Annotated in this window: 19 protein-coding genes; 9 read left to right on the top strand and 10 right to left on the bottom strand. The window is 69.0% G+C overall.

Annotated elements, in window-relative coordinates:
• The 5 genes from ACR2MZ_RS11305 to ACR2MZ_RS11285 all read right to left on the bottom strand — a co-directional run.
• Positions 1–2,038, bottom strand: a 2,038-nt coding sequence (locus ACR2MZ_RS11305; protein ID WP_434005140.1) for a molybdopterin cofactor-binding domain-containing protein, incomplete at its 3' end; no start/stop codon positions are given.
• The gene (locus ACR2MZ_RS11300; RefSeq protein ID WP_434005139.1) at positions 2,035–2,493 is read right to left on the bottom strand and encodes a (2Fe-2S)-binding protein; all 459 of its coding nucleotides are present in this window, start codon (positions 2,491–2,493) and stop codon (positions 2,035–2,037) included. The genes ACR2MZ_RS11305 and ACR2MZ_RS11300, both read right to left, overlap by 4 nt.
• Positions 2,490–3,356 (bottom strand): FAD binding domain-containing protein, encoded by an 867-nt coding sequence (locus tag ACR2MZ_RS11295; RefSeq protein WP_434005138.1) that lies wholly within the window; start codon positions 3,354–3,356, stop codon positions 2,490–2,492. Before ACR2MZ_RS11295 ends, ACR2MZ_RS11300 begins: the two co-directional genes overlap by 4 nt.
• Positions 3,356–4,225: a factor-independent urate hydroxylase gene (gene pucL, locus ACR2MZ_RS11290; RefSeq protein ID WP_434005137.1), complete on the bottom strand. Its 870-nt coding sequence runs from the start codon at positions 4,223–4,225 to the stop codon at positions 3,356–3,358. The genes ACR2MZ_RS11295 and pucL overlap by 1 nt, the downstream gene beginning before the upstream one ends.
• A 135-nt stretch (positions 4,226–4,360) precedes the next feature.
• Entirely contained in the window at positions 4,361–5,008 is a 648-nt protein-coding gene (locus ACR2MZ_RS11285) for a response regulator transcription factor (protein WP_434005136.1), read from the bottom strand.
• Between the two features lie 200 nt (positions 5,009–5,208).
• On the opposite strand from ACR2MZ_RS11285, the gene ACR2MZ_RS11280 reads away from it, so the two are divergent.
• Together ACR2MZ_RS11280 and ACR2MZ_RS11275 are read left to right on the top strand one after the other, a co-directional pair.
• Positions 5,209–5,868, top strand: a complete 660-nt coding sequence (locus ACR2MZ_RS11280; RefSeq protein ID WP_434005135.1) for a hypothetical protein — start codon at positions 5,209–5,211, stop codon at positions 5,866–5,868.
• Between the two features lie 31 nt (positions 5,869–5,899).
• On the top strand, positions 5,900–6,856 hold the full coding sequence (locus ACR2MZ_RS11275) for a GNAT family N-acetyltransferase (protein ID WP_434005134.1): 957 nt from the start codon (positions 5,900–5,902) through the stop codon (positions 6,854–6,856).
• 28 nt (positions 6,857–6,884) lie between these two features.
• Here ACR2MZ_RS11275 and ACR2MZ_RS11270 read toward each other — a convergent pair whose 3' ends face one another.
• Positions 6,885–8,708, bottom strand: a complete 1,824-nt coding sequence (locus ACR2MZ_RS11270; RefSeq protein WP_434005133.1) for a RecQ family ATP-dependent DNA helicase — start codon at positions 8,706–8,708, stop codon at positions 6,885–6,887.
• Positions 8,709–8,833: 125 nt separating this feature from the next.
• Between ACR2MZ_RS11270 and ACR2MZ_RS11265 the strand changes: the two genes are divergently transcribed.
• From ACR2MZ_RS11265 to ACR2MZ_RS11240, 6 genes are all read left to right on the top strand, one after another.
• Positions 8,834–10,024: a cation:proton antiporter gene (locus ACR2MZ_RS11265; protein WP_434005132.1), complete on the top strand. Its 1,191-nt coding sequence runs from the start codon at positions 8,834–8,836 to the stop codon at positions 10,022–10,024.
• 98 nt (positions 10,025–10,122) lie between these two features.
• Positions 10,123–10,641, top strand: coding sequence for an RNA polymerase sigma factor (locus ACR2MZ_RS11260; protein ID WP_434005131.1), 519 nt, complete (start codon positions 10,123–10,125; stop codon positions 10,639–10,641).
• Positions 10,631–11,326 (top strand): Rieske (2Fe-2S) protein, encoded by a 696-nt coding sequence (locus ACR2MZ_RS11255; protein ID WP_434005130.1) that lies wholly within the window; start codon positions 10,631–10,633, stop codon positions 11,324–11,326. The genes ACR2MZ_RS11260 and ACR2MZ_RS11255 overlap by 11 nt, the downstream gene beginning before the upstream one ends.
• Positions 11,323–11,568, top strand: a complete 246-nt coding sequence (locus tag ACR2MZ_RS11250) for a hypothetical protein (RefSeq protein WP_434005129.1) — start codon at positions 11,323–11,325, stop codon at positions 11,566–11,568. The genes ACR2MZ_RS11255 and ACR2MZ_RS11250 overlap by 4 nt, the downstream gene beginning before the upstream one ends.
• Before the next feature lie 46 nt (positions 11,569–11,614).
• On the top strand, positions 11,615–12,829 hold the full coding sequence (metK, locus tag ACR2MZ_RS11245; RefSeq protein ID WP_434005128.1) for a methionine adenosyltransferase: 1,215 nt from the start codon (positions 11,615–11,617) through the stop codon (positions 12,827–12,829).
• A complete protein-coding gene (locus ACR2MZ_RS11240) occupies positions 12,810–14,087 on the top strand; it encodes a class I tRNA ligase family protein (protein ID WP_434005141.1) in 1,278 nt (425 codons plus the stop codon). The genes metK and ACR2MZ_RS11240 overlap by 20 nt, the downstream gene beginning before the upstream one ends.
• A gap of 198 nt (positions 14,088–14,285) precedes the next feature.
• On the opposite strand, the gene ACR2MZ_RS11235 is transcribed toward ACR2MZ_RS11240, so the two are convergent.
• The 3 genes from ACR2MZ_RS11235 to ACR2MZ_RS11225 form a co-directional block, all read right to left on the bottom strand.
• A complete protein-coding gene (locus tag ACR2MZ_RS11235) occupies positions 14,286–14,612 on the bottom strand; it encodes an SRPBCC family protein (RefSeq protein WP_434005127.1) in 327 nt (108 codons plus the stop codon).
• A gap of 136 nt (positions 14,613–14,748) precedes the next feature.
• The gene (locus tag ACR2MZ_RS11230) at positions 14,749–15,948 is read right to left on the bottom strand and encodes an MFS transporter (RefSeq protein ID WP_434005126.1); all 1,200 of its coding nucleotides are present in this window, start codon (positions 15,946–15,948) and stop codon (positions 14,749–14,751) included.
• A 179-nt stretch (positions 15,949–16,127) separates the two neighbouring features.
• Positions 16,128–16,427: a hypothetical protein gene (locus ACR2MZ_RS11225; RefSeq protein ID WP_434005125.1), complete on the bottom strand. Its 300-nt coding sequence runs from the start codon at positions 16,425–16,427 to the stop codon at positions 16,128–16,130.
• An 86-nt stretch (positions 16,428–16,513) separates the two neighbouring features.
• Here ACR2MZ_RS11225 and ACR2MZ_RS11220 point away from each other — a divergent pair, with 86 nt between their 5' ends.
• Positions 16,514–16,807, top strand: coding sequence for a hypothetical protein (locus ACR2MZ_RS11220; protein ID WP_434005124.1), 294 nt, complete (start codon positions 16,514–16,516; stop codon positions 16,805–16,807).
• 62 nt (positions 16,808–16,869) lie between these two features.
• Here the strand turns inward: ACR2MZ_RS11220 and ACR2MZ_RS11215 are convergent, their stop codons facing one another.
• A complete protein-coding gene (locus ACR2MZ_RS11215; RefSeq protein WP_434005123.1) occupies positions 16,870–18,030 on the bottom strand; it encodes an MFS transporter in 1,161 nt (386 codons plus the stop codon).
• Between the last annotated feature and the right edge of the window lie 96 nt (positions 18,031–18,126).

The raw sequence follows: 18,126 nt of genomic DNA, 5'->3' as shown, positions 1-18,126 counted from the left end.
TGTCGAGCGTCGTCGGGATCAGGTAGTCGGTGAAGCTGGCGTTCGTGATCAGACCGTCGCGCGTCTGGATCTCCTCCATCAGGGCGAGGCCGAGCCCCTGAGCCGTTCCACCCTCGATCTGGCCTTCCACCGCCAGCGGGTTGATCGCCTTGCCGACGTCCTGTGCCGTTCCGATCCAGACGATGCGGGTGAGCCCGAGCTCCACGTCGACCTCGGCGACGACGCGCATCGCGGCGACCGCAAAGGCGACGTGAGCGCGCTCGCCGGTGATCTGGCCCGTCTCGGGGTCGAGCGGTGTCGTCCGCGGGTGGCGGTAGATGCGCTCCACGTCAACGTCGCTCGAGTCCCGGCGCTCGCGTTCCTCGAGCGCTGCCCGGCACGCGAGCTGGACGGCGCCGGCGGCCATCCAGGTCATCCGCGAGGCCGAGGCCGAGCCGGCGGAGCCCACGTGCGCCGTCCCGGAAGGAGCGAGCACCACATCGTCTCGCCCGAGCTCCGTGCGCCCGACCTGGAGGATCACGTCGGAGACGCCCTGACCCACCTCTGCGGCGGCGCAGTGGATCTCCGCCGGGCCCTCGTCGCGCAGAACGACCCGGGCAGCCGTGAAGTCGTCGAAGCCCTCCGAGTAGCAGATGTTCTTGAAGCCGACGGCGAAGCCGACGCCGCGCCTGACCCCTTCGCCTCGCGTCGTGTTGCCCGCTCCGCCCGGGAGTCGGATCGCCTCGCGTGGGAGCTCCTCCGCCGTCGGGGGCTCGAGTGCGGCCGCCTTGCGGATCACCTCCGCGACCGGGAGCGAGCCGTCGATCCGCTGGCCGGTCGGGAGCACGTCTCCCGGGCCGAGCGCGTTCCGGAGCCGGAGCTCGATCGGATCGATCCGGAGCGCGGCCGCCAGCTTGTCCATCTGGGCCTCGCCGGCGAAGCAGGTCTGGACGGCCCCGAAGCCGCGCATCGCGCCGCAGGGCGGGTTGTTCGTGTAGACGCTCGTCGACTCGATCAGGGCGTTCGGGACGGCGTAGGGCCCGACCGCGAACGAGGCGGCGTTGGAGGTGACGGCGGTCGAGCTCGAGGCATAGGCGCCGCCGTCGAGCAGGATGCGCATGCGGACGTTGACGAGCCTTCCGCTCCGCGTGGCGCGGTGCTCGCACCAGATCCGGGCCGGGTGCCGGTGGATGTGCCCGACGAACGACTCCTGGCGGTTGTAGACGATCTTCACGGGCCGGTTCGTGTGCAGCGCGAGCAGAGCACCGTGCAGCTGCATCGACAGGTCTTCGCGGCCGCCGAAGGCGCCCCCGACGCCGGCCAGGTGGATCCGCACCTGCTCCGGCGGCAGGTCGAGGCACGGCGCCACCTGATCGCGGTCGACGTGGAGCCACTGGGTCGCGACGTGGATGTCGATGCCGCCCTCGCCGTCAGGCACGGCGAGACCCGATTCCGGCCCCAGGAAGGCCTGGTCCTGGATCCCGACGTCGTAGACGCCGCTGACGCTGATCTCACCCGCCGCGTCGGGGTCGCCGTGGCGGATCGTCATGTGGCGGACGACGTTCGGGCGCGGGTCATCGAGGTAGCCGTGCGTCATCGTCGGCCGGTCGGGGTGCAGCGGCGCCTGCTCGGTCGCCTGCTCCATGTCGGTCACCGGCTCGAGCGGCTCGTACTCGACCCGGACGGCGGCGGCGGCCCGCCGCGCCTGCTCCGGCTCCTCGGCGGCGACGAGCGCCACCGCCTCGCCGAAGTAGCGCACCCGCTCGAAGGCGAGCACCGGCTGGTCCGGAAACTCGAGCCCGTAGGTCTTCTGTCCCGGAACGTCCTCGTGGGTGAGGACGGCGTGGACGCCGGGCAGCCGCACCGCCTCCGAGACGTCGATTTCGACGATCCGCGCGTGCGCGTGAGTGCTCCGAACGGTCTTGCCCCACAGCATCCCCGCTGCAAAGAGGTCGCTCGAGTAGGCGAACTCGCCCGTCACCTTGGGAATCCCGTCGCTGCGGCGTACCGCGTCGCCGACGCGCCCGAGCTCGGAGACGCGGGCCGGTGCGCTACTCACGGCTGTGCGGCGAGGCGGACGGCGTCGAAGATCTTTGCGTAGCCGGTGCAGCGGCAGAGATTGCCCGAGAGCGCCTCGCGGATCTCGTCGTCGGACGGGTCGGGGATGCGCTCGAGGAGCGCGGCGGTCGTGACGACGAGGCCCGGGGTGCAGAAGCCGCACTGAACCGCACCTGCGTCGACGAATGCCTGCTGGACTCGGTGGATGCCTTCGGCGCCGCGCAGTCCCTCCACGGTCGTGACCTTGTGGCCGTCCGCCTGCGCGGCCAGGACGAGGCATGCGCACACGAGCTCGCCGTCCAGGAGCACCGAGCACGAGCCGCATTCGCCCTGCTCGCAGGCGTTCTTGGCCCCCGGCAGGCCCAGCCGTTCGCGGAGGAACCAGAGCAGGCTCTCACCCGGCCAGACCTGGTCCGCCTCCCGAACTTCTCCGTTCACGCGACAGCTGATCCTCACCCCGCGGTGTACTCCTGCCAGGCCCAGGCGAACGTCCGCCGAGCCAGCACCGCGAGCGCCCGGCGCCGAAAGGCGGCGGTACCCCTGACGTCATCGATCGGCCTGGCCGCCTGCGCCACCAGCTCACCAAACCGCTCACGCGCGGATTGAGGCAGGGGTTGGCCAGAGCGCCAATGATTGCCGTCCGCCAATGCCTCGGCGAGGAATCGCTCAGCCTCCCCGGCGCGCAGAGGGATGGGCCCGGCGGAGCCGATCCCGGTGCCCACAGTCTGCTGTTCCACATCCAGCGCCAGGCCGAAGGAGCAGACCGCGATCACCATGGCGTTGCGGGTGCCCACCTTGGCGAACTGTTGAGGACCTGGAGCCGGGCGCAGCCAGAATGCGGCGATCAGCTCATCCGGCTTCAGAGCGTTGCGCTTGGGGCCGAGGAAGAACTCGTCGACAGGGATTTCCCGGCTGCCCCGCACGGAACTGACCTCGATGCTGGCGCGGGTCGCCAGCAGCGCGGGATGGGCGTCGCCGGCGGGTGAGGCCGAGCCCAGGTTGCCGCCCACCGTGCCGCGATTGCGGATCTGGGGCGAACCGACGCTGCGGGAGGCGAGCGCCAGCCCGGGCAGGCGGTCGCTCAGCTCGCTGATGACGCGGCTGTAGGAGACGCCCGCCCCCACCCGCAGCCTGCCGTTGGCGGGCTGCCACTCGCTCAGCTCAGTCACCCGGTTGAGGTCGAGGATCACCTCCGGTCGGTGGCGGTCGAAGTTCAGATCCACCAGCACATCAGTGCCGCCCGCGATGGGGAGGGCCTGCGGCTGGGCGGTCTTCATCTCCAGCGCCTCGCGCCAGGTCGCCGGTTGTAGGAACTCCATCACCAGGCTCGGCCGGGCGGGGGTGCGTCGTCGCGCGAGAGAGAGCCCTCGATCAGGCCATAAGGACGGTCGGCGGCGTAATAAACATCGTCCTGGTTCTCTAGGCCGAAAGGCGCGAGGTCGACCAGGAAGTGGTGTTTGTTGGGCATTGCCAGCCGGATCTCGGCCACCTCAGGCAGGCCCTCCAGCACCGCGCGGCCCATGTCGTAGAGAGTCTGCTGGAGGGACAGGCTGTGGGCTGCGGCGAACGTCTCCAGCAGCCGGCTCCGAGCCGTGGCAAAGCAGGCGGCGTGATCGACCTCCGCTCTGGCGTACCGCCAGCGGGCAGTAACAGAGGTGGCGAGGATGCGGTCCCGGGTCTCCGGCAATGTCGTGTAGCGATCCTTCAGGTAGCCCCAGAACTCGGAGCCCGTCGTCTTCAGCACCGTCAGCTCAGTGAGTCCGGCGACCACCCAGGCCTCGCGACCATTAGCGGTCACAGTGGCCAGCCGTTTCTCGGTCCCGCCGCGCGCGAAAGCGTGAGGATGAGGCCTACCGTCCACACTCAGCCGCTGCCAGGTGTGCTGCTCGATGGCCACCCGGGCCTCGCGGATCGGCGCGTAGCCGCCGGCGAAGTGGCGAGCCAGGCGGAGGCCGAACTCCTCGATCTCACCCACGGCTTCCTTGGCGAAGGCGAAGACTGTGTTTTTCTGGCTGTCGGTGGGCAGGACGTTGGAGTTGTCGCCGGTCAGGTGGACTGACTCGAAGTCGCCGGAAAGAGCGACGCTGACTGTCAGGTCGGCCAGCTCATGGGCGCCGTTCCCCCGCACGACGCGGACGAGATGCGTCTCGGCCTTGCCGTAACGGTTGTCGCCCAGGATGATGCTCATCGCCGTTCCCTTTCCGATTGGAGCACAAAGCCGCTCAGCGGTGCCCGGGCGCCGTTGGGCCTGCGGTCGAGCACAGAGAGTTCGCCGGTGGCCGCCCTAGCTTTTCATGCGCCTGGCGGGCGCCGTGTTCCCGCCTCAGCCGCTGCTGTCGCGTTCTTCCAGCCAGAGCCGGTAGTGCCGGTTGCCCGCTGCCCGAACGCTCACCGAGGATGTTTGGCGGCGCAGCCAGGCCTCAAAGCGGCGCGCTGCCCGGGCGTCACTCTCGGCCAGGACCAGTGTGTGGTTGGCCCGCCAGGCAGCCATAAGCGCTACCCCTATCCGGTGGCTGAACACCTCTCCCGAGGGCAGATGGACAACAGCGCCCCCGCGTCCCGCAAGGTCCCCGATGTGAGCCGCGAGGAGGCCGTTCAGGCGGCGCAGCAGCCGCTGCTCGCCCTGCCGCTTGGATTGGAACAGGCAGTGGGGGTGCAGCTCGAAGAGCCGAACCTGGTCCTCGATCGTCTCCACGCAGGCGGAGTAGACGAGCGGAATGCAGTTGGCGTGGCGCCGCCGCAACCGCTGGAGGACCATCTCGACTGTGATGGACCGCTCGTTGGCCGGCACGCGGGCCATGTCGAGGTCCAGCACCGCCACCAGCGGTTCCCGCCGGTCCAGCAGCGACAGCGCCCGCCGGGGACTGGGTGCGGGCAGCGCCTCCAGGCCCGCCCGGTCGACCGCGAGCGTGAGTGCGGCCAGCTCCTCCGGGGTGTCTTCCAGCAGCAGCACCTGGGGCGCCGACCACATCTGGCTAGCGTCCCGCGCCAGGCGGCCAGTGGTTCATCAGACAGGCAAGCCCAGCCATGCCGCCAATGATGCGGCCTGGCCCCGGATCGCGGCAAGCGTCTTTACAGATGTGCCCAGTCTTGGTCGCTCCAGCGAGCCCTAGCCGATCCATGTAAAGAAGCTGGCCAACCGCTGAGCCAGCAGCTAGCGTCGAAGTGACTATGAAGACGCTTTCGCCAAACCATCAGATAACCGCGGCCGGAGACCGGTGCGCGGCGTCCCACCGCGTCAGCTTGCGGCTGGCACTGCTGGCTTCGCTGGCAGCGCTGCTGCTGCCAGGCTGCGGTGGTGGCGACCCTTCCGGCGCCGTCCGCAGCGGAAGTCAGCGCCTTTCCGGCGCCGCCGTGGCCGCGCCGGAGGTTCAGGCCGCAGGCAGCTGCCGCGCGCGTCAGGTCGGGCCCGGGGCGAGCGAGTGGGAGCCTGACCCGCGCTGCACGCCGGGGGCGACGCGGCAGGCTTCCCTGAGCGAGATCTGCCCGATCGCCCACACCCGGGCGGTGCGGCCGCCCGTCTCCTATACGGGCAGCCTGAAGCGCAAGCAGATGACCGCCTATGGATTCAGTGACAGTCCTGGCGCCCACCAGGAGGATCACCTGATCCCGCTTGAGCTCCTCGGCCATCCGACTGATGCGCGCAATCTGTGGCCGCAGCCGTCCCCCGTGAGTCCCAACGACAAGGACGGCTTGGAGGACTGGCTGCACGACCAGGTCTGCCAGAACAGGCTCTCGCTCGCCGACGCGCAGCAGCAGATCGCCGGCGATTGGTACGGCACCTGGGTGCGGGCCGGAAGGCCGCTGCCTCGCTCGCTGACGGGTGGCTGAGACGGCAGCGGGTGGCGGTAGGATCGGGCCGGTGAGCGGTTGGACGTGGCAGTCGTTGTCCGTCGACGACGCCGGCTGGATTTCAGAGCTGATGACGCGCTGGCGGCCGCACGACCCTGTCGATCCCGTGGTGCTGCGGCATCGCTGGGCCAACTTTCGCCTGGACCACGTGCAGGGTCGCTGGGCGCTCAGGGACGCCGCCGGCAATGTGGTTGGCTTCGGTGCCGCCAATCATGCGCCGTGGGAGCGGGAGCCGGGCCGGATCGGCGACTTGGACCTGAACCTGGCGCCAGAGGTGAGGCCCCAGGCGGACGGCATCATCGCCGCCTTGGAGGAGTGGTTGCGCCGGGAGGGAGCCCGCGCCGCCGCGGCCGACGCAGAGGGAGACGAGCACTGGCTGCTGGCGGCGCTGGCTGCGCGACGATACGAGCAGGTCTCCGCCGAGAGGTTTTGGAAGCTCGACCTGCTGAAGCGCAGAGGCACCCTGCTCGAGTTAGCCCGCGAATCTGAGGCGAAGGTCACGTCGCAGGGGCTGGCGCTGCTGACGTTCGACCGCTTTCTGAACCGTCCGCAGGCTTGGGACAAGGTGATAGCGCTCTACCAGGAGACAGAAGCCGACATCCCGCAGAACCCGGGCGATCACATGCTCACGCCACCGGAGATAGTGGCTGAGCTGCAGGCTCCCGACGTCAGGCCGGATCGTGTCTGGCTGGTGGTCGCCGGCGACGATCTGGCCGGGCTTTCCTTCCTCAGCTTTCCCCCGGTCCGGGGCCAGGTCTGGACGGGCTATACGGCCACGGCGAGGCGCTATCGGGGGCGTGGCGCCGCCTGGGCTGCCAAGATGGCGACGCTGGCCCAGGCGATCGAGCTGGGCGTGAGCGAGGTGAGAACCGGCAACGACGAGCGGAATGCGCCGATTCTGCGGATCAACGAACGGCTGGGCTACGAGCTCCTGCCCGGGTGGCTTCGCTTCCGCCGCCCGCTGTGACTCCGTATCGGCCAAGCTAGGCGCAGCTTCAGCCGACCAGGCTCAGCACTTCGGCGGCGTAAAGCTGCAGCTTGGCCGGCCCGACCCCCGGCACTGAGGCCAGCTCCGCGGCCGTGCGGGGCCGGCGGGCGGCGATCTCCGCCAGCGTCCGGTCGGAGAACACTATGTAGGCAGGCAGCGAAGCCTGGCGCGCTCGGCCCAAGCGCCAGGTTCTTAGTCGGGCCAGCAGTTCGGCGCTCTCGGGGCTCTGATCAGCCAAACCGGCAGCGGCGGCAGAGCCAGAGGCCGAGCGCACGGCTGTCGGTGTCGCGGCCGGCAGGCTCAGCGCGACGGTTGTCTCGCCGTTCAGCACCCGGCTGCCCAACTCGGTGATGGCAAGCCTGGGATACTCGCCCGAGGTCTGTCGCGCCAGGCCGACCTCGACCATTTCGGTCAGCAGCTCCCGCAGCCTGGCGGGCGGCCAGCGCAGCGAGCCGAAGAACTCGAGCTCCGTCAGCCAGGGCTGGCTGCGCACCCAACTGGTTTCCTGCCCGGCGACGATGGCGGCGATCTTCTCAGCGCCCAATCGGTCCGAGAAACGGCGCAGCGCGGCCAGCATCCGGCGCAGATCCTCGCCAGCTACCGATTCCTCCCGGCGCCGCCCGGGATTGAGGCAGTTGTCGCAGGCCGAGCAGGTCCGCGGCACTCCGGGCTCCCCGAAATAGTCTCCGATCCGCGCGTGCCGGCAGGTCCGCAGCCGGGCGTAGCCGAGACTCTGCGCGAGGCGGGCATAGATGCCTTCGCGGATCTGGGTGGGCTTGGGCGGGTTTTCGGCGAAGTAGGCGTGCAGATCCCGATCGGCCGGCGACCACAGCAGCACACATTCGGCCGGCTCACCGTCGCGGCCGGCTCGGCCGGCCTCCTGGTAGTAGGCCTCGATGCTGCCGGGCAGGTGGTGGTGGATGACCTGGCGGATGTCGGGTAGGTCGATGCCCATGCCGAAAGCGGTGGTGGCGACCACCACTCGCAGAGTGCCGGCAGCGAAACGTTCCTGGACCGAGCGACGATCGCGATCCGCCAGGCCGGCGTGGTAGGCGGCGGCTGGCAAGCCGCGAGCGGTGATCAGCTCCGCCAGCTGCTCGGAGTCGGCGCGACGGCCTGCATAGACGAGGGCGCGCCCGCTGCCGGGGTCGAGTGTCGCCAGAAGCGCTTCTTGCTTGCCCCTCTCGCCTCTGCACTGGCGGGCGGAGAGCCGCAGGTTCGGTCGGTTGAAGCCGGTGACGAAGACCTCCGGGTCGCGGAGGTCGAGGCTGGCCACGATGTCTGCCCGCACCTGCGGCGTGGCGGTCGCCGTGAAGGCGGCGATGGGTGGTCGGCCACAGGCCGCTATGGCGGCGCCGAGCTGGCGGTAGTCCTCCCGGAAGTCGTGGCCCCAGCTGGAGATGCAGTGGGCTTCGTCGACCACCGCCCGGCGGAGCCCTATCCGGTTCAGGCGGCCCACGAAGCCCTTGGCGGAGAACCGTTCAGGCGCCACGTAGAGCAGCTTCACCTCGCCAGCCTCGGCCAGCTCCAGCTGCAGCACCTGGGTGGGCCGATCCAAACTGGAGTTGATGTAGCCGGCTGCGACGCCGAGCTGGCGAAGGCGGTCCACCTGGTCCTTCATCAGCGCGATGAGGGGCGAGACGACCAGGGTCAGTCCTGGAGCCGTCAGGGCGGGGACCCAGTAGCTGACGCTCTTGCCGGCGCCGGTGGGAGCCACCGAGAGAACGTCCCTTCCTGACAGCTGGGCCTCCACCACTTCTCTCTGGCCGGCCCGAAAAGACTGCAGCTGGAACACTTCCTGCAGCGCCTGGAGCGGTTCAGAGAGGGCCAAGTCGCCTTCAGTCTGCCCCTCCTGGGCACATTGCCCAACCTGGCCGGTAAAGGGGCAGGCTGGGTAAGTTGCTGGCCGCAAGCTCAAGCGCGAGCCTCAGGCCGGATCTGACAAGCTTGCACGCGATGCTGCAAGCGAACCTCACGACGTTCGTGGTCCTGCTCGTGGTGGCCAGCGCGGTGGCGATCCTCGTCAAGGCGGTGCCGGTCCCCTACGAGGTGGCGCTGGCGGTGGTCGGCCTCGTGGCCGGCAGCTTGGCAGCCCCGATTCCCTTCCAGCTCACGCCCACGGTGATCTTGGCGGCCTTCCTGCCCGGCCTGCTCTTCGAAGCCGCCTACCGGCTGGACTGGCGCCTGCTCCGCCGGAACCTGGTAGCTGTGATCGCTTTGGCCACTGTGGGCGTGCTGCTGACGAGTTTATTGGTGGGCGGCCTGGTCCACCTGCTGCTTGGCCTCGGCCTCCCGATTGCCTTTCTGATCGGCACCATGCTGGCGCCAACCGATCCAGTCGCTGTGCTGGCAGTGTTTCGGCGGCTGGGGCTGCCCGAGCGCCTGACCAACCTGGTGGAGGCCGAAAGCCTGGCCAATGATGGCACGGGCCTGGTTCTCTTCAGCCTGGCGCTGGCCTTTATGACCACCGCCGGCTCCGGCTTGGACCTGGCGGAATCCTTCCTGCGTCTGGTCCTGGGCGGTCTGGGGCTCGGGGCTCTGATCGGCTTTGCAGCTTCGCTGCTGATCAGCCGCGTGGACGACTTCACGGTGGAGATGACTGTGACGGCGATAGCAGCCTACGGTGGCTACCTGCTGGCGGACTCCCTGCAGTTCTCGGGCATTCTGGCCGTCGTGGCAGCCGCGGTCATCATGGGCAACTACGGACGCCGGCACGGCATGTCTGACGAAACGCGCCAGGCGGTCGACCTCTCCTGGGAATACGTGGCCTTCCTGCTCAACTCGCTGCTCTTCCTGCTCATCGGCCTCGCCGTGGCACTCCCCCAGCTCCTGGCTGCCGCCGGCCTGGTCCTGGCGGTGGCCGCCATCGCGCTCTTCGCCCGCGCCGCAGCGGTGTACGCGGTGCTCAACCTGCTCCGGCCGCTGGGCCAGTCCGTGCCGCTGCGCTGGCAGCACCTGCTGGTCTGGGGCGGGCTGCGGGGAGCGATAGCTGTGGCTCTGGTCCTGTCGCTCCAGGGAAGGGGCGGACGCTATGCCCTGGTGGAAACGCTGGTCTACGGCGCTGCTCTGCTCTCCCTCCTGATCCAGGGACTCTCCATCGGCCCGTTGGCCCGCCGGCTGCTGAGCCAGCCAGAGGCTCTGGCGTAACTTCGCGTAACCCCGCGGCGTATCTACTCTCAGATCGCGATGAGTGGATCATGCCCGACCTCCCCCAATCCAAAAGCCTCTCCGCGGCGCCAGCAGGTATGAAACCGGCTGAGCAGCCCGGTCAGATCTATGAGCTGCCGGGTGCGCCGGATCCGACCGAGCAGGCGCTTGAGGACCTCGATCTCATTTACGCCTATCTGTATGCCCGGGTCGGCAACCGGCCTGACGCGGAGGACCTGACCCAGCAGGTGGCGCTGAAGGCCATCCCCCGTCTTAGGCCGGACGCCGCTCCCGCGGCAGTGCGGGCCTACCTCTTCGCGGCAGCCCGCTCGGTCCTCGCCAGCCACTGGGCCCGCCGCCTGGGGGTGCCGGAGGAGCAACTGCTCGACGACCTCTCGCAGGCGGAAGCCGAGGGGGAAGAGCCGGAGCCGATCGAGCGGGTTCGCCGCATCCTCGACGCCCTGCCGGCCAACTACCGGCGGCTTCTGGAGTTGCGCTTCCTGCGCGGCTACTCGTTGAAAGAGGTAGCCCGAGAGACCAGCACGACCCCGGGCGCGGCGAAGATCATGCAGTGGCGGGCGCTGCGTGCCGCGGCGGAGGTGAGCGATGTCCGATAGCGAAGAGGAGAGGCTGGCAGGCCGGCTGGAAGGACTGGTCCGCCAGCTCCTCGCCGGCCGCAGCCCTAACCTGAAATTGAGCGACGCCTCGGAGCGCCGGGCCCTCATGGTGGCCGCTCGGTTGGTGGGTGCGCGCGAGGCGTTTCCCCGACCGACGCCCGAGTTCAAGCGCCGCCTGGCCGCCGAGCTTGGGCGATCGGTGCCGGTGGCGGGAAGCGGACTCTCACGCCGCGCGGCCCTGGTCGCCGGCGCCGGCGTGGCGCTCGGCGCGCTGGGCGGAGCCAGCGCCCAACGCTTGGCCGATCTGCTGCCCAAGCCTGCGCCAGGGCCGACCAAGACGGCGGCTGAGCGAGCCATCCTGGAGCCGCAACCCGAGACCGCACGCTGGTACGACACGGGCATCCGCTTCGCTGAGATGTCGGATAACCAACCGCACCGGGTGACGGCGGGTGCGATCAGTGCCTTCGTCATCCGCCAGGGCGAGCAGCTGACGGCGATGTCCTCTTACTGCACGCACATGCCCTGTGAGCTGGTGCCCACCGGTTCTCAACTCCGCTGTCCCTGCCACAACCTCAGCTTTTCCCTGCAAGGCCAGTCGCTGGCGGACGGTTACGACCTGCCCTCCCTACCGCTGGTCAGGGTGAGGGTGAAGAACGGTCGAGTCGAGGTGATGGGGACAGCATGACGAACCTGCAGCGGCGGCGCCTGCACGCGCTCGATGCCTGTCTCAACCTCCTTGAGGACGCGCTGGAGAGGGGTGTGCACCGCATCAACGGTCCGGTGGGTCGCGAGCTCAAGCTCCGACTGGGGGTGGCCGGGCTCATCCCCGATCACCGGCTGGAGGGGCGGCTGACAGAGCGAGTCCTGGACGACGTCTTTCGGCTCCAGGGCCAGCTGATCGGCGAGGACGACGAGCTGGCCGGCTAGGCAGTCCCCTCGCCCGGAGGCCGCTCAGTAGAATTCGCTGCGGCCCATGACATCGTTTCTCAACGCAAGCTCGTACCTGCTCACCTCCGAGTCCGTTACGGAGGGACATCCCGACAAGATCTGCGATCAGGTCTCCGACGCCATCCTCGACGCCATGCTGGCCGAGGACCCGAACTCGCGTGTGGCCTGCGAGACGGCAGTTACTAAGGACTTCCTGGCAGTGATCGGGGAGGTGACCACCCATGCCGACGTGGCGATCGAGAACCTGATCCGGCAGACGGTGTCAGGGATCGGCTACAGGGGCGGCGCCAGCGGCTTCGATCCTGACCATGCGCTGCTCAGCGTGTACCTGAAGGAACAGTCTCCCGACATCGCCGCCGGCGTCGACACGTCGCTGGAGGCGCGTCACGGCGACCTGGATCCGTTCGAGCTGCAGGGCGCCGGTGACCAGGGCATGATGATCGGCTTCGCCTGCGACGAGACGCCTGAGCTGATGCCGCTCACGATCTCGCTCGCGCACCGGCTCGCTCGCCGCCTGGCAGAGGTTCGCAAGGACGGCTCGCTGCCGATGCTGCTGCCCGACGGCAAGACGCAGGTCACAGTCGAGTACGAGTTCGGGCGGCCGAAGCGGATCGAGGCGGTGGTCATCTCCAGCCACCACGAGCGGGCGCTGAGCTCCGCCCAGCTGGAGGAGGGCGTCCGCCGGCTGGTGGTGGATCGAGTGCTGCCAGCCGAGCTGGTCGACTCTCAGACCAAGGTCTTTGTCAATCCCAGCGGCCGATTCGAGATCGGCGGCCCGGAGGCCGACGCTGGCCTTACCGGCCGCAAGATCATCGTCGACACCTATGGCGGCGTGGCCCGTCACGGCGGGGGAGCGTTCAGCGGCAAGGACCCCTCCAAGGTGGACCGCTCCGCGGCCTACGCCGCCCGCCACGTGGCCAAGAACATAGTGGCCGCTCAACTGGCGGCGCGCTGTGAGGTGCAGGTCTCCTACGCCATCGGCCGGGCGGAGCCCACCTCAGTGTCGGTGGAGACGTTTGGCACGGGTCGCATCTCTGAGGAGGAGATGCTCCGCCTCATCCGAGCCAACTTCGACCTGCGGCCCGCGGCGATCGTGCACCACCTGCGCCTGCGGCGGCCGATCTACGGCCGGACCGCCGCCTACGGTCATTTCGGCCGCGAGGACCTGGATCTCCCCTGGGAGAGAACTGACCGGCTGTCGGCGCTCCAAGAGCGCAGCGCTGCCACCATCCGGGAGTAGCGCCCTGGCCGACGAGCTCAGCTCGAAGGCTGCGCTGCGGGTCTACGACACCCTGCAGCGCAGGCTCCTGCCCATCCCACTCTCCGAGACCAAATCGGGGCGGCCAGAGCTGAAGCTCTATGTCTGCGGGGTGACCCCTTACGACTCGGGCCACCTGGGCCACGCCTTCACCTTCTGCGCCTTCGACGTTCTGGTCAGGTGGCTGGAAGCTTGCGGCGTGGTGGTTCGCTATGTCCAGAACGTGACCGACGTGGACGATCCCCTCTTCGCGCGCGCCCGCCGGGACGGCGTCGATTGGAGCCAGCTTGCCCAGCGCGAAACCGAGAGCTATATAGGGCAGATGGAGGCGCTCGGCTGGCGCCCGCCGGACGTGATGCCCAAGGTTTCGGACGAGATCCCAGGGATCGTGGCAGCTGTCGGCTCGCTGTTGGAGAACGGCTACGCGTACCTGAGCGACGCCTGCTACTTCGAGGTGGAGCGCTATCCCAGCTACGGCGCGCTTTCCCACCGGAGCCGGCGCTCCATGATCCGCAAGCTCCGAGATGAAGGCCTGCTGGGGGAAGTGGGTCCGCGCCGCAAGCGCAACCCACTCGACTTTCCGCTCTGGCGATCCTCGGAGCCGGGGGAGCCGGCCTGGGCCTCAGCGGCAGGACCGGGCCGGCCGGGCTGGCACATCGAGTGCTCAGCCATGTCCACGCGCTATCTGGGTCCGCAGATCGATGTGCACGGAGGGGGCCGGGATCTGATCTTCTCGCACCATGAGTCGGAAAGGGCCCAATCGGAATCGTTAACAGGCACGGTTCCATTCGCCCGCGCCTGGTTGCACACTGGGATGGTCAGGTTCGACGGCCGCAAGATGTCCAAGAGTCTGGGCAATCTGGTGGTCGTCGAGGACACGCTGGAGAGGGTGTCCGCGGCCGCGGTTCGCCTCTATCTGGCGTCCCACAGGTACCAAAGGGACTGGAGCTTCCGCTGGGAAGGGCTGGCCGACGCCGCGCGCCTGGCCGGCCGCCTGGCCGAGCTCATCGGTCCCAATCCAGGAGGAGGCGGCGGGGGCGGGGCGGGCCCGCAGGGCGAGGAATCGGCGCTGGCGGCAGGGGCTCAGCGGCAGCTTGTCGATGACTTCGCGGCTGCCCTTGACAATGACCTGGACACGCCCGCCGCGGTGCGGGTTCTGAGGCGAGCGGTGCGCCGTCACGACGTGCCGGCAGCAAGCTGGATGGCCGGCATTCTGTGCGGGACCGCGCGACTCAGCTAATCGCGGCTCAACGGCCTCATCTTGCGCTGGGGAGCACCACCTCGAAGGCAGCCTTTAAGCGAGGGGGGTTTGTGGCCGTACGGCTGCTTCGGCGCAAGCCTTCAGCCGAGCCAGCGAGTCGGCCGGCCCGCGTCGCAGCTCACGGCCGAAGAGCAGTTCGACCAGACGGCCCCGCCATCCAGGCGGAAGCGTGAAGTGTCAATTGAAGCTGACTCGTGTTTCCCGCCCGCTCAGCGGGAGTACGGTGATGTGCTCGGAGTTGACGATCCCCAGCGGTAGCAGGACTCTCAACTCTAAAACGCGAGGTGCGTCCACCGTCCCAAGCTCCATTACTACCGGCCACCAGCGGCCCACGGCGCGCGTCCGGAAGAAGATCTTCTGGCCCTCGACCGCGGCCGCTGACGGTTCAGCGCGAATGAACTCCGCGTCAGTCCAGGCGGCATACTCCGCGGGGCCGGCTAGAAACTGCCAGACAATGTCGATGGGCGCATTCACCAGGGCGATCGGACACACGGTAACTGCCACACGACAAGACTAATCGTGGGCCGGCCAGCTCGCACCATCATGCTCTCGACCGAAGTGGGAGGGCGTGAGGGAAGACGTGCCAGCCGGGACCTGAAGGGCGGCAGCTCGTCTCGGGCGGCCGTTTACGCTGGCGTTTTCACGCCGTCGCGGTCACGCCATCGCTGTCCGCCGGCTGACCTCGAAACCGCCGTCGAGCAACCGCGCCAACCGCCACCGTCGGCGCCGTCACGGCCACTCCCCACCAGAACAGCAGCGCGTAGTTTCCGGCTCCGGCGAGCCCGCCCACTCCTGCCGTGGCCAGGCCGCCACCTAGAAAGACGGCGCTGACGAAGAGAGCTGTGCCTATGCCGCGCGCCTGTGGCGCCACCTCGGTCGCCCAGGTCTGGAACGTGGAGTGCATAACTGCGTAACCCGTGCCGGCGAGGAAGCTTGCGCCCAAGATGCCGGGGACTGTGGGTGAGAGCGCAGCGACCGCGTAGCAGAGCGTCAACGCCGCTCCGCCGCTAACGATCAGCCAGTGAGCCCCGACAACCGGCGCGATGCGCTTCACTACCTGCGTTCCGGCCAGCACCGCAATGCCGTAGAAGCCTGTCACGATCCCGGCCACAGCTGGGTTCTGGCCGTGCGCTTCCAGGGTCGGGGCGAGAAAGGTGAAGAAGCCCAGCATGGCGGCACCCTCCGGGACTGCAAAGAGGGTCAGGAAAACCAGCCATGGTCGCCGTGCCAGCCCGGCCAGCTGCCGAATGGCGGACTCCCTCGTTGGTTGCCGGCTCAGCGTCTCGGGAAGCCAGCGCAGCGCATAGGCCAGGCCCAGCGCCGCGAGCGCGGGCAGGAGAAAGGCGACGCGCCAGCTGAGATAGTGCGCCAACAGGCCGGCGCTGAAGGTGGCGGCGGCCGTGCCCAAGCCCACAGCTGCCAAGAGGTCTGCAATCGCCCGCTGGCGGACCTCAAACGGGAAGCTGTCGGCCACGTAGACCACCGAAGTCGGGATGATCGCGCAGATGACACAGCCGGTCAGAGCCCTACCCGCAATGAGCACTGGCAGGTTGGGTGCGAAGGCCGAGACCAGGCCTGCCAGGGCCGCCCCGACGCAAGTGAGCCGCAGCAGCAGAACCCGACCGATCCGATCCGAGATCAGCCCGTAGACCACCTGCATCGCGCCGTAGAGCAGGAAGTAGGCGGTCGCCACCACTGTCACCTGTGCCACTGTCACCCGCAGGTCGTGAGCGATCGGCAGCAGAAGCGGCGCAATGGAGAAGCGGTCGAACATGCTCAGAAATGGGCCCAGGTAGAGGATCCGCGAGTGTCCGCTGAGCCTCGTGGCCTGGTTGTTCATGACCGCGGACCTCGGGCTGCCGGCTGCCGGTTCCTGGGCCAGCAGCAGTGCTGCGCCCGATGCGGGCGGGCTGCTGTAACCAGCGCGGCGGCAACCAAGTCAGCCGCGGTTAGAACCAGCTGCCCCCGACGGCAGATTGCTGGGACGCGGGCTGGCAAGGTTGCAGCAGCGGGGCCGGCTCAGGAGATCAGCGCCGCGCCACAGTTAGGGCACTCATCGCCGGGCAGGATCGAGACGCCCGTCTCGCAGATTGGGCAGAGGACGTCGACAGCGATAGGTGCCACTTCCTCCGCCGCCTCCAGCTCCAACTCGGTGGGGACGGCGCTCAGATCCAGCGCTGGAGCACCACAGTTGAGGCAGGCATAGCCCGACAGTGTGATCTCGTGATCCTGATAGCGCCCCGCGGAGTCGACTATCACCTCGGCCGAAAGCGCTTTGAACAGCTCGCCGCCGCAGCGCCGGGTGCATCTCAGCCACACCCTCGCCAGACTACCCGCCCAGCGCCGGCTCGCCTGCTTCGCCGAGGTCAGGCGGCCGGAACATTGGGCACACTTCTCCTGGTCAAATGCGCGGATACCTGATAGGCCTGCTCCTGCTGGTGGTGCTCGTCGTATCAGTCCTCTCGCTTCGGCCTGGCGGCTTGCGCAACCAGCTGCGAAACGTCGCCCGACGCCTGAAGCTCGCCCTCGGCCTGGCCGGCGTTTATCTCGCCCTGTCGACAGCTCTGCGAATCAGCTTCTCGGGCGACAGTCGAGCCGAGTGGGGATCGATCGCGTTGGCGGTGGTGGTGGGCGGCGTCTTTCTCGTGCTCTCGCGGGATCGGCCGCTCGACGCCGAGCCGCCCGCCAGCCGGCGTTGAGGCATCGCTCCTTTCGCCCAGAAGTGATCGGTGTTCACTGCTGGCCTGTCAGCTGCCGACGCTCAGCCTCCGGTTCGCAGCCTGAGCGCCAGTAGACCGATGAGGGACGGCAAGCCGACCACCAGCCAGGCGCTCCGGCCCGCCCCCGCGAGCGCGCCCACCAAGGGTCCCGACAGCGCGCCTGTCGCGTAGGCGGCGAAGACCAGGCCGAAGGCGGAGTTGGGCGCCTCCGCCACCGCCTCCCGGGCCAGCCGAGAGACGAGGCCGGCCGAGCCCCCCAGCCCCAGCCCCGCCGCTGCGCCGACGGTCAGAAAGGTGACGACAGAGGCACTCCCCGCAGCCACCAGTAACGCCGCGACCACATTCGCGGCCACCACGCCGAGACCCGCCACTGTGACGCCCCAGTGGTCGGCGCTCGCCCCGGCCGCCAGACGGCCGGCGGTGTTGCCCAGCGAGAAGCAGAGCAGAACGACCGCCACCACCACCGCCGCCAACCCGGCATCGTGCGCCTGGGGAGCCAGGTTGACGGCGGCGTAGGGGCCCAGACACGCGGTGGTCAAAGCCAGCAGGCAGCCGGCCCAGACCGGACGGCGCCGCAGCAGCGTGAGCGGATCGGTAGAGGGAGCCGCTCGGGTTCTCGTCGGCGGGGTGGTTGCCGGCATGGCCAACACCGCGGCGATTCCCATTAGTGCGAAGCCGACGCCGACGACGCGCAGGGCAGAGACCCAGCCCAGCCGGTCGGCCAGCAGGCTGAGCAGCGGCGCCTGGAACACTGCGGCGGCTGCATAGGCGGCTGTGATGGCGCCGCCGACGAGCCCGCTACGAGCGGGGAAGAGGGCGACCGAGGCGGCCACCGCGCCCGATAGCGCCATGCCGCCGCCCAGGCCCAGGGCGAGCCAGCCGTAGGCCACGACGAAGCTCAAGCCCGAGGGCAGCGAGAGCGCGACCGCGAAGCCCAACAGCAATAGGCCCACGCCGCCCGCGCAGACCGCTCGGGCCGAGACGCGATCCGACAGGCGGCCGCCCACCAACGTCCCCATCCCGTAGCCCAAGGGCGTGGCCGAGAAGACGGCTCCCGTCAGCAGTGGGCTCCAACCCTCCGCCCGTACGTGGGGCACCACCGCGCCCCAGGCGAAGACGAGCCCGAACGGCAGCTGAAGCAGCAGACCTGCCACCACTGTGCGCGCTGCCAGTCGCCTGGGCGCCGCCCTGGTGGCGCCCACCCGGGGGTGGTTCCGCTCGCGCCCATCAATTCCTCCGCACGCCACAAGTGCAGCACATCCCACACAACCAGGAATTCAAGTTGGCTCCCAAAGTCG

Source organism: Candidatus Dormiibacter sp. (assembly GCF_050999135.1).
GTDB classification, from domain to species: domain Bacteria; phylum Chloroflexota; class Dormibacteria; order Dormibacterales; family Dormibacteraceae; genus Dormiibacter; species Dormiibacter spiritus.
The sequence above is the reverse complement of the archived record's forward strand: the minus strand, read 5'-3'. Positions and strand labels throughout refer to the sequence as shown.